The sequence below is a fragment of the Lysobacterales bacterium genome (assembly GCA_016721845.1).
In the GTDB taxonomy this organism is placed as follows: Bacteria; Pseudomonadota; Gammaproteobacteria; order Xanthomonadales; family Ahniellaceae; genus JADKHK01.
This window is the reverse complement of the sequence record JADKHK010000013.1, coordinates 1,337,096-1,352,429: the sequence shown is the minus strand read 5'-3', so window position 1 is coordinate 1,352,429 and position 15,334 is coordinate 1,337,096. Positions and strand designations below refer to the sequence as shown.

10 protein-coding genes and 1 pseudogene are annotated in these 15,334 nt (G+C 65.6%); 6 read left to right on the top strand and 5 right to left on the bottom strand.

Annotation, left to right across the window (positions count from 1 at the left end; translation table 11 throughout):
- Positions 1 to 44 precede the first annotated feature (44 nt).
- Positions 45 to 1,367 carry a PD40 domain-containing protein gene (locus IPP28_13490; protein MBL0042024.1) on the top strand — a complete coding sequence of 441 codons (1,323 nt, stop codon included), beginning with the start codon at positions 45 to 47 and terminating at the stop codon, positions 1,365 to 1,367.
- Positions 1,368 to 1,388: 21 nt separating this feature from the next.
- Here the strand turns inward: IPP28_13490 and IPP28_13485 are convergent, their stop codons facing one another.
- The 3 genes and pseudogenes from IPP28_13485 to IPP28_13475 all read right to left on the bottom strand — a co-directional run bounded on the left by IPP28_13485 (position 1,389) and on the right by IPP28_13475 (position 7,977).
- Positions 1,389 to 3,149 carry a GGDEF domain-containing protein gene (locus IPP28_13485; protein MBL0042023.1) on the bottom strand — a complete coding sequence of 587 codons (1,761 nt, stop codon included), beginning with the start codon at positions 3,147 to 3,149 and terminating at the stop codon, positions 1,389 to 1,391.
- 90 nt (positions 3,150 to 3,239) lie between these two features.
- Positions 3,240 to 7,054 (bottom strand): annotated as a pseudogene (metH, locus tag IPP28_13480) (methionine synthase).
- On the bottom strand, positions 7,051 to 7,977 hold the full coding sequence (locus IPP28_13475; protein MBL0042022.1) for a metalloregulator ArsR/SmtB family transcription factor: 927 nt from the start codon (positions 7,975 to 7,977) through the stop codon (positions 7,051 to 7,053). Before IPP28_13475 ends, metH begins: the two are co-directional and overlap by 4 nt.
- Before the next feature lie 151 nt (positions 7,978 to 8,128).
- Between IPP28_13475 and IPP28_13470 the strand changes: the two genes are divergently transcribed.
- From IPP28_13470 to IPP28_13455, 4 genes are all read left to right on the top strand, one after another.
- On the top strand, positions 8,129 to 8,578 hold the full coding sequence (locus tag IPP28_13470; GenBank protein ID MBL0042021.1) for a GNAT family N-acetyltransferase: 450 nt from the start codon (positions 8,129 to 8,131) through the stop codon (positions 8,576 to 8,578).
- 62 nt (positions 8,579 to 8,640) lie between these two features.
- A complete protein-coding gene (locus tag IPP28_13465) occupies positions 8,641 to 10,044 on the top strand; it encodes an MBOAT family protein (GenBank protein ID MBL0042020.1) in 1,404 nt (467 codons plus the stop codon).
- The gene (locus IPP28_13460; GenBank protein MBL0042019.1) at positions 10,019 to 11,050 is read left to right on the top strand and encodes a hypothetical protein; all 1,032 of its coding nucleotides are present in this window, start codon (positions 10,019 to 10,021) and stop codon (positions 11,048 to 11,050) included. Before IPP28_13465 ends, IPP28_13460 begins: the two co-directional genes overlap by 26 nt.
- A gap of 57 nt (positions 11,051 to 11,107) precedes the next feature.
- Positions 11,108 to 12,268 (top strand): acyl-CoA dehydrogenase family protein, encoded by a 1,161-nt coding sequence (locus tag IPP28_13455; GenBank protein MBL0042018.1) that lies wholly within the window; start codon positions 11,108 to 11,110, stop codon positions 12,266 to 12,268.
- A gap of 6 nt (positions 12,269 to 12,274) precedes the next feature.
- Here the strand turns inward: IPP28_13455 and IPP28_13450 are convergent, their stop codons facing one another.
- The gene (locus IPP28_13450) at positions 12,275 to 13,936 is read right to left on the bottom strand and encodes a DUF1631 family protein (protein ID MBL0042017.1); all 1,662 of its coding nucleotides are present in this window, start codon (positions 13,934 to 13,936) and stop codon (positions 12,275 to 12,277) included.
- 89 nt (positions 13,937 to 14,025) lie between these two features.
- Between IPP28_13450 and IPP28_13445 the strand changes: the two genes are divergently transcribed.
- A complete protein-coding gene (locus tag IPP28_13445) occupies positions 14,026 to 14,442 on the top strand; it encodes an MAPEG family protein (GenBank protein ID MBL0042016.1) in 417 nt (138 codons plus the stop codon).
- Between the two features lie 25 nt (positions 14,443 to 14,467).
- Here the strand turns inward: IPP28_13445 and trxA are convergent, their stop codons facing one another.
- Positions 14,468 to 15,334 carry a thioredoxin gene (trxA, locus tag IPP28_13440; protein MBL0042015.1) on the bottom strand — a complete coding sequence of 289 codons (867 nt, stop codon included), beginning with the start codon at positions 15,332 to 15,334 and terminating at the stop codon, positions 14,468 to 14,470.

The window sequence follows — 15,334 nt, the reverse complement described above, 5'->3', positions numbered from 1 at the left end:
ATCGGAATTGCGTATAGCGTGACCACATCAGGAGGAGAAGGGCGATGTGGCGTGCAAAGAGCGCGGTGCTGGTCGGGTTGGGTGCGCTGCTGGGCGCGGGGCCGTTGGTTGCCGATCCGGTGCTGGCCGGGCGAATCCTGAATCCGGTGACGAGTGCCGAGCCGGTGGCGGGGACGCGTGATCCGGCGGTGTCGGGGGACGGGCGTTTCATCTTCTTCGTGTCGACGTCGAACAATCTCGGGCCGATGGCCAACGGTGCGTTGAATCTCTATCGCGCCGACACGTCGGCAGCGACGCCACCGGAGCTGTCGCTGGTGCTGGCGCTGTCCGGGCTCGGCAATGGCAACTGCTTTGCGCCGTCGGCATCGAACAGCGGCACCGTGGTCGCATTCGAGACGCTGGCGACCAATCTCGGTGGCACGCAGGGCAACTTCAGCGACATCTATGCGAGCTTCCAGATCGCGCTGCCGCAAAACGAAGTCGGGTTCGATACCTTGCTGGTGAGTCGTGGCCTCGGCGGCGTGGCGCCGAATGGCGCGTCGCGGTATGCATCGACTTCGGGAGACGGCCGCTTCGTCGCGTTCTGGTCGGACGCATCGAACCTGATCGCGAATGACAGCAACAGCGCACCGGACACCTTCATCGTCAATGTCGATGGCGGCCAACTCGGCCCGACCGAACGCATCAGCGTCGATTCGAACGAAGTGCAGATCGCCGGCTGGAGTCGCGCCTTGTCGAACCATGCCGTGTCCGGTGACGGTCGTTACGTCGTGTTCGCCGCCGATGCGACGCTGGATGGTGCCAACTCCGGCACCATCGAAGACGTGTACCTGCGCGATCGCACGGCGGGCACGACGACGCTGCTGAGTCGCTTCAGCAACGGCACGCCCTTCAATGCCGCCGCCGACCAGCCCTCGATCTCGCCGAACGCGCGCTACGTGGCGTTCCGCTCGTTCCAGACCGGTGCCGGCATCGGTCCCAGCCGCATCTTCCTGCGTGACCGCCAGAGCAACACCACGACCAGCATTCCGGCGCCGCCGACCACGGCCGCGTGCGCCGAACCGCGCGTCAGCGACGATGCCGACATCGCGATGAACTGCGCGAGCAGCCTGGTCGGTGTCAGCCAGCAAGTCTGGTTCCGACGCGGCAGCGACGGCGCGTTCTTCCGACTCAGCAGCACGCCGGGCAATGCCGATGGCAATGGCGCTTCCGGCACCGTGATCGACTTGAGCGACAGCGGCGATGTCGTCGTGTTCGACTCGGCGGCGTCCAATCTCGATCCTGGCGATGGCAACAGCAGCCAGGACGTGTTCGTCGGCATCGAGGAAAGTGTGCTGTACGCGATCTTCAGCGACGGTTTCGAGTGATCGAGGTCCGGATGTCCGGACCTAGAGCGCACCGCGCACTGCGACGCCCTTGCCGCGCTGCTTGCCCGCATACATCGCCGCATCGGCGGCCTTGAGCAGGTCGGCGATCTGGGTGCCGTCCTGCGGCACCAGCACATAGCCGATCGTCACACCGACCCGGCAATCCAGTTCACCTTGCCGGAAGGGCGCCTGGAACGCGGCCAGCAAGCGCTGACCGAGATCGGCCGCCGTCGCCACGCTGGCCAGTTCGGTGGCGACGATCACGAATTCGTCGCCGCCCACGCGCGCGACGATGTCGCGGGATTGCACCGTGGCGGTCAGGCGGCCGGCGATGGCGACCAGCAGTTCGTCACCGACGTCATGCCCGTAGAGGTCATTGACCGGCTTGAAGCCGTCGAGGTCGAGCATGTAGATCGCCAGCAACCGCTCCGTGGTCGCACGCGGCACCAGGGTCACGAGCGCCTCGTTCAAGCCGCGCCGGTTCTTCAGCGCCGTCAGCGAGTCGGTGTTGGCGAGCGACTTCATCATGTCGCGCTCGAGTCGGGCCTGTTGCGCCACACGATGCTCGGCGGCGGTGCGCAGGATGACGATGCGCATGAACAGCAGCATGTCGAAGGTCGCGCCAAACTGCAGCGCATGCAAGGTCCAGAAATTCACGCCGATGTGACCGTTGATGGTCAGCGACAGGATCACACCGGTCAGGAAATAGCCGGTCCAGGCCACGATGAAATAGGTGCCGACGCTGTCGCCGCGACGCACCCGGGCGATGGCGCCGCGCAGGCCGATCAGCGCCGGCATCAGCCCGAACACGGCGGAGACTACGCCCAGCCATCGGTTGTTCATCCAGTCCAGCGCGAACAGCAGCGCGAAAATCGCGAGTGCGGCCGCAAGCACTTTCAGCGCCAAGCGTGCACGCGGATGCAAGTCGTCCGCCAGCACGGCCTCCACGAACAAGGCCAGCGTCGCCGAGACCAGCAGCAACGAAAGGCCGGCCATGTGCACTTCGATCCAGGGCCGGTCGGTCCACAGGTAGATCGCACCCAGGCCGAACAAGTGCATGTTGAACAACAGGTGGCAGACGATCACGGCCGCATATTTTCCGTATACCGCGTCCTTCAGGTTGATCCACTGCTGCACACTGAAGACCAGCAGGCAAAAGCCGATCGCGATCAGCACCCCCTGCAGCAGGAACTCGTGATTGGCATGCGAGTGAAACGCCGCCGGACTCAGGAATTTCACCGGCACGATCACCGAGCTGCGGGTATCGACGCGAAACAGGATGTCGGTGTTCTGGCCCGGCTGAAGGTCTAGCATTACCGCCGGCGTGCGCGAACCCAGCGGACGATCGCGGAACGGCAACAAGCTGCCCATCGTTGCGACGTGCTCGGTGCGGCCTTCGCGGGCCACGAAGACGTCGGTGCGGTTCAGCAAGGCGTAGTCGATTTCCAGGACCCAGCGGCCACTTGCACCGGGCGGAACCGCAACCGGCAGATGAAACCAAAGCGCATCGTTGCGGAAGCCCATGCCGGCATGCGGCGAGGCGGGCGGCTTGAAGTCCGCGAGGCGTCGAAGCGCCTCGTCGGCATCGATCGAGCGATCGGGGTCGGACAGCACCTGCACGTACGGCCACGCGTCGTGAATCGGCGTCGCATCCTCCAGCAGCAGCGGTGCCGCGCCCGCGGGGACCGCGCCCAGCATCCACAACAGACACCACAGCGCGCGCCGCACCGCGATGCACAGACGCATCGGCAACGCAGGTCGGGCATAGCGCATCAGCGGCATGTGGATGTCAGTCCCCGGTCGTTGCCCATCATTCCTGAAGTCACGATTGTACCGACGGACCTGCCGCCGCATGCGCGGACGGAACCCGCGCTATTCCGGATCGTAATCCAGGTTCGGCGCGAGCCAGCGCTCGGCCTGCGCCAGCGACCAGCCCTTGCGCCGGGCATAGTCCTCGACCTGTTCCTTGCCGACGCGACCGACGACGAAATACTGGCTCTGCGGATGCGCGAAGTAATAACCGCTGACGGCCGCCGTCGGGTACATCGCGAAGCTCTCGGTGAGCTTCACGCCGGCGTTGCGTTCGGCATCGAGCAGCGCGAACAGCGTGCCTTTCTCGCTGTGGTCCGGGCAGGCCGGATAGCCGGGCGCCGGGCGAATGCCGCGATAACCTTCCGCGATCAAGGCCTCGTTGTCGAGCGACTCGTCCGCGGCATAACCCCAGATTTCGCGCCGTACTTTGCGATGCAGGGCTTCGGCCAGCGCCTCCGCGAGACGGTCGGCGAGTGCCTTGAGCAGGATCGCATTGTAGTCGTCGTGTGCGGCTTCGAAGCGGGCGACGTGTTCCTCGATGCCGATGCCGGCGGTCACCGCGAATCCGCCGATCCAGTCCTGCGGGCCATTCGCGTCGTGGATGAAATCGGCGAGGCAGAAGTCCGGACGTTCGACCGGTTTGTCGACTTGCTGGCGGAGGAAATGCAGAACGCCTTGGCTTTCTGTAGGAGGGCCACTCGTGGCCCGATCAGTGCTTGTGTCGAGTGCCGGTCGGGCCACGAGTGGCCCTCCTACATCAATACGAACATCATCGCCGACGCGATGCGCCGGCCAGATCCCGACCACCGCCTTCGCCCGCAACCATTGCTCGCGCACGATGGTGTCGAGCATGGCGCGGGCATCGTCGAACAGCTTGCGCGCTTCGCTGCCGACGATCGCATCATCGAGGATGGCGGGATAGCGGCCGGCGAGTTCCCAGGTGGAGAAGAACGGCGTCCAGTCGATGAAGGGCACGAGTTCGGCGAGCGACCAGTTCTCGAACACGGTGAGGCCGGGGTGCCTGGGCGCTTCGGGCACATGCGCGCCGGGCTGGAAGGCCTGCCGGCGCGCGGCGTCGATCGACACCAGTCGCTTTGCGTCGCCCCGGTTCGCATGGCGCGCGCGCACATCGGCGTAGTCGGCATTGGTTTTCGCGACGAAGTCGGCACGCAGGTCCGCGCTCATCAGCGATTGGGCGACGCCGACCGCGCGCGAGGCGTCCTTGACCCACGCGACCGGCGTCGCCAGGTGCGGCGCGATCTTCAGCGCCGTGTGCGCACGCGAGGTGGTGGCGCCACCGATCAGCAGCGGTTGCGTGAAGCCTTGCCGCTTCATCTCCCGCGCGACGTGCGCCATCTCGTCGAGCGAGGGCGTGATCAGTCCGGACAGGCCGATGATGTCGGCCTGCTCGGCGCGGGCGGCATCGAGAATGCTCTGTGCGGCGATCATCACGCCGAGATCGATCACTTCGAAGTTGTTGCAGCGGAGCACGACGCCGACGATGTTCTTGCCGATGTCGTGGACATCGCCCTTGACGGTGGCGAGCACGATCTTGCCGTTCGACCGATGCACCTGGCCACTGCGCAGTTTTTCTTCCTCGATGTAGGGAATCAGATGCGCGACCGCGCGCTTCATCACGCGCGCCGATTTCACCACTTGCGGAAGGAACATCTTGCCGGCACCGAACAGATCACCGACCACGTTCATGCCGGCCATCAACGGGCCTTCGATCACATCGAGCGGACGTGTCGACGCGAGCCGCGCTTCTTCGGTGTCGAGTTCGACGTAGGCATCGATGCCGTGCACCAGTGCATGCTTCAGCCGCTCGCTGACCGCGCGTTCACGCCAGGCGAGGGCGGCGCTGTGGTCGACCGCGTCGCCCTTCTTGCCCTTGTAGCGTTCGGCCACTTCGATCAGGCGCTCGGTGCCGTCACCGCGTCGATTCATCACCACGTCTTCGACGCGTTCACGCAGGTCGGGATCGAGATCGTCGTAGATCGGCAATGCGCCGGCGTTGACGATGCCCATGTCCATGCCGGCGCGGATCGCGTGGTACAGGAACACGGCGTGGATGGCTTCGCGCACGAGGTTGTTGCCGCGGAACGAGAAGCTGACGTTCGATACGCCACCGGAAACGTGGGCGAGTGGGAAGCGCCGCTTCAGGGCGCGCGTCGCCTCGATGAAGTCGATCCCGTAGGCGTTATGCTCTTCGATCCCGGTGGCGATCGCGAACACGTTTGGATCGAAGATGATGTCTTCGGACGCGAAGCCGACCTCGTTGACGAGCAGGTCGTGGGCGCGGGTCAGGATCTCGACCTTGCGCTGCATCGTGTCGGCCTGGCCGGTCTCGTCGAAGGCCATGACGACGACGGCGGCGCCGTAACGCTGCACCTTGCGGGCATGCTCGAGAAAGGCCGCTTCGCCTTCCTTCAGCGAGATCGAGTTGACGATCGCCTTGCCCTGCACGCACTTCAGGCCGGCTTCGATGACTTCCCACTTCGACGAGTCGATCATCACCGGCACGCGCGCGATGTCGGGCTCGGACGCGATCAGGAACAGGAACTTGCGCATCGCCGCGACGGCGTCGAGCAAGCCTTCGTCCATGTTGATGTCGATGACCTGGGCGCCGCTCTCGACCTGCTGGCGCGCGACCACGACCGCTTCGTCGTAGCGGTCGTCCTTGATCAGTTTGCGGAACTGCGCCGAGCCGGTGACATTGGTGCGTTCACCGACATTGACGAAGTTCGTGGTCGGCGTGATCACGAAGGGTTCGAGGCCGGAGAGACGCGTATGCGGTGCCGGTGTCGCGGCTGCACGGGGCGCGACGCCACGCACGGCATCGGCAATCGCGGCGATGTGTTCGGGCGTGGTGCCGCAGCAACCACCGACGATGTTCAGCAGGCCGGCACGGGCGAATTCGCCGAGTACCGCCGCCATGTCTTCGGGGTTTCGTCGTAGCCGCCAAACGCATTCGGCAGGCCGGCGTTTGGATGGCAGCTGACGAAGGTGTCTGCGATCTCGGACAGCACGTCGAGATGCACCCGCAAGTCCTTGGCGCCCAGCGCGCAGTTGAAGCCGATCGACAACGGCTTCGCGTGGCGCACCGAATACCAGAAGGCTTCGGCCGTCTGGCCGCTGAGCGTGCGTCCGGAGCGGTCGGTGATGGTGCCGGAGATCATCACCGGCAGGCATTCACCACGTTCGGCGAACACCTCGTCGAGTGCGAACAGCGCGGCCTTGGCGTTCAGCGTGTCGAAGATGGTCTCGACCATGATCGTGTCGGCGCCGCCGTCGATCAGGCCGTTGGCCGCCTCGCGGTAGGTCGCGACCAGTTCGTCGAAATGGATGTTGCGGAAGCCGGGATTGTTCACGTCCGGGGACAACGACGCGGTGCGCGAGGTCGGGCCGAGGACGCCAACGACGAAACGTGGCTGCTGCGGTGTCCGCGCTTCGGCCGCATCGCATTCGATGCGTGCCAGGTGCGCACCTTCGCGATTGAGTTCGTAGACGATGCGTTCGAGCGCGTAGTCGGCCTGCGAGACCGAGGTCGAGTTGAAGGTATTGGTCTCGATCAGGTCGGCGCCGGCATCGAGGTACTGGCGATGCACATCGCGGATCAGCCGCGGCTGGGTCAGCGACAGCAGGTCGTTGTTGCCCTTGAGGTCCTTCTCGGCATGTTCGTGCGGAGCATGATGCGGACAGCCCGGTCCGCAGCCGGCGCCCACCACGAAGCGCTCGCCGCGGAATCCGGCTTCGTCGAGTTGGGCGCGCTGCAGCATCGTGCCCATCGCGCCATCGAGGATCAGGATGCGTTCGCGCAACGCCGTTTCGAGCAGCGCCACGCGCGCCGGGTTCAGCCAGGGCAAGGCATTCATGGCTTGCGCGCCAGCAGGGTCAGCACTTCGAAATTCGGGGCCCGCTTCTCGCGCGAACTGACCTCGCAGTCGATGACGTCGAGGCCGGCCTTCTTCGCCAGCTTCTTCAATTCATCGACGGTGAAGCCGAGGTTGCAGTGATCGAACTCCTCGGCGGCCGCCTTGTGTGCGTGCTTGTTCAGCGTCAGCGCCAGTAGCCGGCCACCCGGGCGCAATACGCGCACGGCCTCGCGCACGGCCTGAGCCGGATGCTCGGAATAGGTCAGGGCATGCATGAGCAAGACCAGATCGAATCTGGCATCGGGCAAGCTCAATGCGTGCATGTCGCCGTGTTCGACGCGCACGTGCTTCAACGGCTTCAGGCGGTCGCGCGCGGCATGGATGACGCGTTCGTTCGAGTCGACGCAGAGGATCGATTTCGCGTGCGGTGCCAGCAGTTCCGCGAGCACGCCGTCGCCCGACGCGACGTCGAGCACGTCGCCGAGCTCGACCAGATGCATCGCGCCGCGCGCCAGCGCCTCCCAGGTGCGGCCCGGCGAATAATGGCGCTCCATGTCGCCGGCGACCGCGTCGGCCCAACCTTCGGATTGAGCGCGCTTGGCCAGCACGGTCGGCAGTCGACGTGCGTCGTCCTCGAGCAGGGCGTCGTCGATGCTGGTGCGCAAGGTGCGCCACAGCTGCGCGTGCTTGTCGTCGAGTTCGGCGTTGAAACGGTAATAGGCCGAGACGCCGGCACGGCGGTCGCGCACCAGGTCGAGTTCCTTGAGCTTGGCCAGATGCGTGGACACGCGCGGCTGCGCCAGCTGGGTGATCGCGGCCAGTTCGGCGACGGTCAGTTCCTCGGCTTCGAGCAGCACCAGCAGGCGCACGCGCGTCGCGTCGGACAGGGTCCGGAACAGGCTGGAAAGGTCCGTCAGATCCATATTTATCGTTTTATCGCGATGAAAAGATGCGCCACGGTAATGGCTGCGCCGGGAGTGGTCAATCGACGCATCGTGAACGATGCAAGCGCTGGCCCGTGCGTGATGGCGACCGAGACGTTAGGGTCCGTCATCGACCATGGAGAAATCGCCGATGACGTTGTCCATCTCGCAGGTTGCGGAAGCGGACCGGGCTGCCTGGTCGGGCTTGTGGCGCGACTATCTGACCTTCTACGAAAGCACGCGGCCACAGGCCTTGTTCGAACGCAATTTTGCGCAGCTCGTGCAGGGTCATGGCCCGTTGTTCGGCTGGCTGGCGCGTGACGCCGACGGTGTGCCGATCGGACTCGCGCACTACTTCACGCACGGCACGGCGTGGTCGTTCGGCGAGACCTGCTACCTGCAGGACCTTTACGTGCAGCCGGCACATCGCGGCAGTGGCGTGGCCGCAGCACTGATCGCCCAGGTCGCGGCCGATGCCAAGGCGCGCGGTTGCGAGCGCCTGTACTGGCTGACCCATCAGGACAACACGCGAGCGCGGGCGCTCTACGACCGCGTGGCCGCCTTCGAGGGTTTCGTCTGCTACGAACGCGGCCTTGCTTGATGCGCGACGACGCCTGAGCGCGCTGGCAGTCGATCGGGGCATCGACTAACCTCCGCGGCCCCATGCAGTTCGACTCCCTGACCTTCCTGCTGTTCTTCGTGATCGTGCTGGCCGGCGCGGCGCTGACGCGTGGCTGGAACGCACGCAAGAACCTGCTGCTGGTCGCGAGCTACGTGTTCTACGGCGCCTGGAGCCCGGCCTTCACCTTGCTGCTGGCCGGCGCCAGCGTGCTCGACTGGTTCCTCGCGCGGCGTATCCATGCCGCCGAGGATCCGGCGCATCGACGCTTCTGGCTTGCCGCCAGCATCGTGCTCAACATCGGCACCCTGGCCCTGTTCAAGTACGGACCTTTCCTGCATGCGAACCTGGCGGCGCTGCTGGCCAGCGTCGGCGTGCATCTTGATCCGTGGTCGCTGGGGCTGGTGCTGCCGGTCGGGATTTCCTTCTACACCTTCCAGTCGGTGTCCTACACCTTCGATGTCTATCGTCGTCGCGTCGAGCCGATCCATTCGCTGCGTGACTTCTGCCTGTTCGTGGCGTTCTTCCCGCAACTCGTGGCCGGCCCGATCGTGCGCTTCACCACCTTCGCGCCGCAGCTGGTGGCGCCGCGTGCGCCCTCATGGTCCGGCCTTGCGCACGGTGCGGTGTGGATGCTCTGGGGCCTGTTCGAAAAGATCGTGCTCGCCGACACCGTGTTCGCGCCGGTTGCGGATGCCGCCTGGAACGGGTTGTCGGGATTGTCGTCGAGCGCCGCGCTGACCGCGTCGCTGGCGTTCGCCGGTCAGATCTTCTGCGACTTCGCAGGTTATTCCTGCTGCGCCATCGGTGCTGCACGCTGCTTTGGCTTCGAGTTGCCGCTGAACTTCCGCAATCCTTATGCGGCCGTCGGTTTCAGCGACTTCTGGCGGCGCTGGCACATCAGCCTGTCGACCTGGCTGCGCGACTATCTCTACATCGCCCTCGGGGGCAATCGTGGCGGCGCCTGGCGTACCTATCGCAACCTGATGCTGACCATGCTGCTCGGCGGCCTGTGGCATGGGGCCGGCTGGAACTTCGTGCTCTGGGGCGGTTGCCACGGGCTACTGCTGGCGGTCGAGCGCGCCCTGCGCGAACGTGACGGCGTCGTGCCCGAGGTGCGGGGCTGGTCGCGGCCGTTGTGGGCGCTCGTGACCTTGATCGCGGTGGTCGCCTTGTGGATTCCGTTCCGCTCGCCGGATTTCGCATCGACGGCGCAATTCCTGCAGGCCTTTGCGGCGCCGTGGACGCCGCTCGATTTCGCCGCGAAGTGCGTCTTGGTCGCGTTTGCGGTACTGGTGCTGGTGCAGTGGTGGGCGCGCGATCGCAGCCTGGATGAGGTGGTCGCCGGCGCGCCCGCCTGGCTGCTGGCACCGGCCCTGGCGCTGTTGATCGTGCTCGTCGTGCTGAGCCCGGGAGATTCCAATGCCTTCATCTACTTCCAGTTCTGAGCCGCGCGCGCTGCACGGGGTGTGGCTGGCGGCGGTCGTGATCGCGGTGCTGGCGTTGCTCGCGCTGGACCGGCATTGGCGCGCGTATGGCATGCCGGCGGGACTGATCGACTCGAAGCAGTTGTGGTCGATTCAGCGCGATCGCGTGTACGGCGACGATCCGCGTCCCGTGGTGTTCATCGGGGCGTCCCGTAGCGCCTACGGCATTGATCCGAAGCAGTGGCGCAGCCTGTTGCCGCGGACCAAGCCGGTGATGCTTTCGCTCAATGGCCGCCATCCGATCGCGATGTTGCGCGATCTCGCGGCCGACGAAGACTTCCGCGGTCTGGTGATCTGTGATGTCGATACCCACGGCATGCTGCGGCGCTGGTGGGAGATGCAGCAGGAATACGTCGACTACCATCGCCTGCGTTGGACCCCGAACTGGCGCGTGCACCGACTGCTGCTGAATGCCTGGCAGCGTGCGAGCGTGCTGGCCAATCCGGCGTTGGGCTGGAAAGCCGGCCTGCAGCGATGGTTCGAGGGCGGCACGCCCTACATTCCGGTGACCCGCATCAACAGCGGTCGCGGCGGCGAGATCCTGTTCGGACAGTTCGACGCCGCCGCATCGGCGCGTGCCTTCGACGAGGGCGCCGAGCAGAAAATGCGCGAACCGAGACCCGCCGTCGCCGATTACCTGGCCGACGCGCGCCAGATCCAGGCCTGGGTCAAGGCGATCCAGCACCGCGGCGGCGACGTGGTCTTCTTCCAGCCGCCGGTGTCGGGCCGCGTCGCGGCGCTGGAACGTGAGTACTTCGACCGCGCCGCCTACTGGAACGTGTTCGCGGCGATGGACGGCATCCACGCCCTGCATGCCGACGACGTGCCGGCGATGCGGGCTTTGCCCTTGCCCGATCATTCACACGTGCGCGGCGAAGATCGAGCCATGCTGACGACGTTGTTGGTGCAGGAATTGCAGCGGCGTGGCTGGATCGACGCATCGCAGCCGGTGGCACCGCTCCGCTAAACTGCGGGGCCACGCGGCGCGACGTCGCCACCCTTTCCGTTCACAGCGAGACCGACCATGGACTTTGCATTCACTGAAGAACAACTGGCCATCCAGGACGTTGCCCGTCGCATCGCTCAGGAAAAGATCGCGCCGAGTGCCGAACATCATGATGTCACCGGCGAATTCCCGCTCGCGAACATCCGCACGCTGGGCGAGAACGGCTTGATGGGCATCGAAGTGCCGCACGAATACGGCGGTGCCGGCATGGACCCGGTGTCCTACGTGCTGGCGATGATCGAGATCGCGCATGCCGACTGTGCCCACTCGACCATCGTGTCGGTCAACAATTCGCTGTTCTGCAACGGCATCCTGAAGTTCGGCACGGAAGCGCAGAAGCAGTTGTACGTGCGTGCGATCGCCGAGGGGCGCGAGATCGGTGCCTTCGCGCTGACCGAGCCGCAGTCGGGTTCGGACGCGACCGCGATGAAGTGCCGTGCGGTCAAGCAGGCCGACGGCCGCTTCGTGATCAACGGCAAGAAGAGCTGGATCACTTCGGGGCCGGTGGCGCGCTACATCGTGCTGTTCGCGATGAGCGAACCCGGCAAGGGCGCGAAAGGCATCACCGCCTTCATGATCGATACGAACAAGCCCGGTTTCCATCGTGGCAAGACCGAACCCAAGCTCGGCATCCGCGCGTCCGCGACCTGCGAGATCGAGTTCACCGACTACGTCGCCGAAGTCGACGAGGTGCTGGGCACGGAGGGCGAGGGTTTCAAGATCGCGATGGGCGTGCTCGATGCCGGTCGCATCGGCATCGCCTCGCAGGCGGTCGGGCTGGCGCGCGCCGCCTATCAGGCCGCCGTTGCCTATGTGCGTGAACGCAAGAGCTTCGGCCAGCCGATCGGGTCGTTCCAGATGATTCAGGCCAAGATCGCCGACATGAAGTGTCGTCTCGATGCGGCGACCATCCTGACCTTGCGTGCCGCCTGGGCGAAGGAACAGACCGAAAAGAACGGTGGACGATTCAGTACCGAGGCGGCCGTGGCGAAACTGACGGCCTCGGAAGCGGCGATGTTCATCACCCATCAGGCGCTGCAGATCCATGGCGGCATGGGCTATTCCAAGGAAATGCCGCTGGAGCGCTATTTCCGCGACGCCAAGATCACCGAGATCTACGAAGGCACGTCGGAAATCCAGCGCCTCGTCATCGCGCGCAACGAGACTGGCCTGCGCTGATCCGGCTCAGGCGGTCGCCAGTGCCGCGTCGTCGATTTCGCGGAACTGGCCGGCCAGAAGATCGTTCGCGACCCGTGCATGCGGACGATCGGCGACCAGCTTGCCGTGACCGTTCACGAACAGGCAGCGTTCGGTCATCGCGCTGGTCCAGACCAGCTTCGCGCGCTGCGGGCGGCCCTGGTCGTCGACCAGTTCGAACCATCGCCCCAGCACGAGTTGGCGGACGTGACGCAAGGCGTCGGTGAAGCTCGGCAGCGTGCGTTCCGCCGTGGCTGCAATCGGCGATTCGGCGACCGCCGGTGCGGCGGTCGGGGCCAGCAATTGTTCGTAGCGGGCGCCGAATTCGGCGATGACCCGATCGGTCTCGTGATCGGCCATGCCGACACCGAGCAGGGCCGCACGCAACGACGACACGATGCCCGGCACCATCGCGCACCAGTGGGCCTGTTCGTTGCTCGCGGTTTCCGGGTCCAGCGCCCACGCGATGTCGCGCACCAGCTTGCAGGCGCTGCGCCATTCGGTGGAAGTTTCGCCACGACGGGCATGCACGGTTTCCAGATGGCGACGCAATGGGCCACGCACGACCTGGCCGATGCCGTCGGGGACATGGGCCTGCGACAGAACCATGGTCACGACCTGATCGGCGGAACGCTGCGCGGTGAAACGCAGCTCCTGCGCCCGCTCGACTTCCGCGGCGCGACGCTCGGCGATTTCGTTGCGGCGACGTTCGCGCTCCAGTTCGGCTTGGACCTGCGTTTCCGGTGCGGCGATCGCGGCGGCGGCGGGCCATGCCGAAGCCGACGGCGCTGCCATCGGCACGGGTGCGGCCGCCTGGGTCGGGACCTCGGCAACGGCGGTCTGCTGCGCCATCCACTGCGTCATCCGGGTCAGCACTTCGCCGAGTTGCTGCACGTCCGGCGCCGGTGCGGGCGCTGCGGCCACGACGTGTCGCGCGGCGGCGACGGCATGACCGCTCGACACGGACGACGGCATCGTCCTCGGCAGCGCGGACGAAGCGCGCAAATTCGGCAGGACGCCATGTTCGAGCAACAAGGAATTGACCGATTCCAGCAGCGGTTCCATGTCTGCGGCCAGTCGCTTTTCCAGCTGCTTCAGCACGATCAATCGGGATTCCAGCCCGAGCTCGATCGATGCCAGGCCGGCGCGACACATTTTCGCGAGCATCGCGCCGGACAGCGGCGTGGTGGCGCCACTGGACAATCCGAACACGATCTCCAGTCGACGCTGGACCTGATGGCGAAGACGCGGTGCCATCTCGTCGCAGCGCTTGCCGACGCGGAACAAGGCGAGATCGAGTTCCAGGTCGTCATCGGCCACGAGTTGCAACGGATCGTCGACGAGTCGAACGGTGGTCACCGGACCGTCCTCGGTCGCGCGGCCCTCGAGCACGGCCATGCACACGCTCGCAAAGGCGCGCGTGGCCGATTCCCGGCTGAGGCGCAGCTGCCGTTGATCGTCGAAATACTGCGCCTGGCGCAAGCCGTTGATGGCGCGCTGGGCGTGTCCGAACAGAATATCGTCGCAACTTGCCAGCGTTTCGCGGAAAGTCCGGGTCAGGCGCGCGCCGGCGCTGGCCGCAATCTCGGAGGGGAGTTGCGGTGTGCCTGCAGGGGCGCGACGCGCGCCGATCTCGACGACGTTGGGCATATTCCGACCTCGGGGAATCGGCGCAATGATACTGTTTGACACAGGCGTGTCAAATTGTGACCGAGGTCTTCAAATTCAGGGGGGTACCGATGCAACAGGCCAGTGCAGTCGCGTTGACCGGATTCATCGGGTGGACATTGGCGTTGCTGGTGCTGATGGAATTGCTGCGCACGCGCCTGGTCGTGCTCGGCAAGACGCCGCCTAACGCGTTCCGCCCGGACAATGCCAATCTGTCGCCGTTCATGCAGCGACTGGCGCGGGCGCATGCCAATTGCGTCGAGAGCCTGCCGGTGTTCGGTGGACTGCTCGCGGTCGCGATGGTCACGGGGCACACCGATCGGACCGACCCGCTGGCGCTCATCCTGCTTGCCGCGCGTGTCCTGCAATCCAGCGTGCACCTGGCCTCGCTGAGTGCAGCGGCGGTCAGCGTCCGCTTCAGCCTGTTCGTGGTCCAGCTCGGCATCGCCGTGTACTGGACGATTCAGCTCCTGCAAGCCTTGATCTGAGACGGAACCGCCGACGCCCGGCGGATCAAAAGATCAGCGCCGCCATCTGCTTGCGGGTGCGGCTGACGAGGTCGGCGTCGTCGATGAGGGCGAAGGCGGCGATCAGGGATTTGCGGCCGAGGTCGTCGTCGAACTTGCGGTCGGCGCGCATGACTGCGAGGAAGCTCTCGAGTGCGGCTTCGTGATCGCCGGCGAGCAATTTGCGCACGCCGAATTGATGGCGGGCACGGTGGTTGGCGGGATTCGCGGCAAGTTGGGCGACGAGTTCGGCTTCGCCGGGTGCGTCCTGCAATGCCTTTGCGAAATCGAGTTGGGCGCGTGCGCGCTTGGCACGGTCGTCGGTGGCGAGATTCGCGGGCAGGCCGTCGAGTTCGATTTCGGCCTCCTTGGCGTGACCGGCCTGCAGCAGGGCGGCGATCAGGTCGAGGCGCAGTTCGGGCCGGTCGGGCGCCGACAGCATCAGCGAACGCGCGGCTTCCACCTGTTCTTCCGGCGACAGCGTCAATTCGACGAATTCGGGTTCGTCGGCGACGGCGGCTGCTTCGAGCGGCAGGACGCCGTGATGCTGCAGGAACTGGCGCACCTGGCCTTCCGGCAACGCGCCCGGAAAGCCGTCGACGATCTGGCCGCCCTTGACCAGCATCACCGTCGGCACCGACCGGATCTGGAAGTAGCCGGCGAGCTGCTGTTCCTTGTCGACATCGACCTTGGCCAGGATGAAGCCGCCGTTGAATTCGTCGGCGAGCTTTTCGAGCAGCGGGCCCAGCGTCTTGCAGGGGCCGCACCAGGTCGCCCAGAAGTCGACCAGTACAGGCGTTTCCTGCGATTTCGCGAGGACCGTGGTTTCGAAGCCTTCGACGCCGACGTCGATCACATGGGGGCTGGCGCTCAT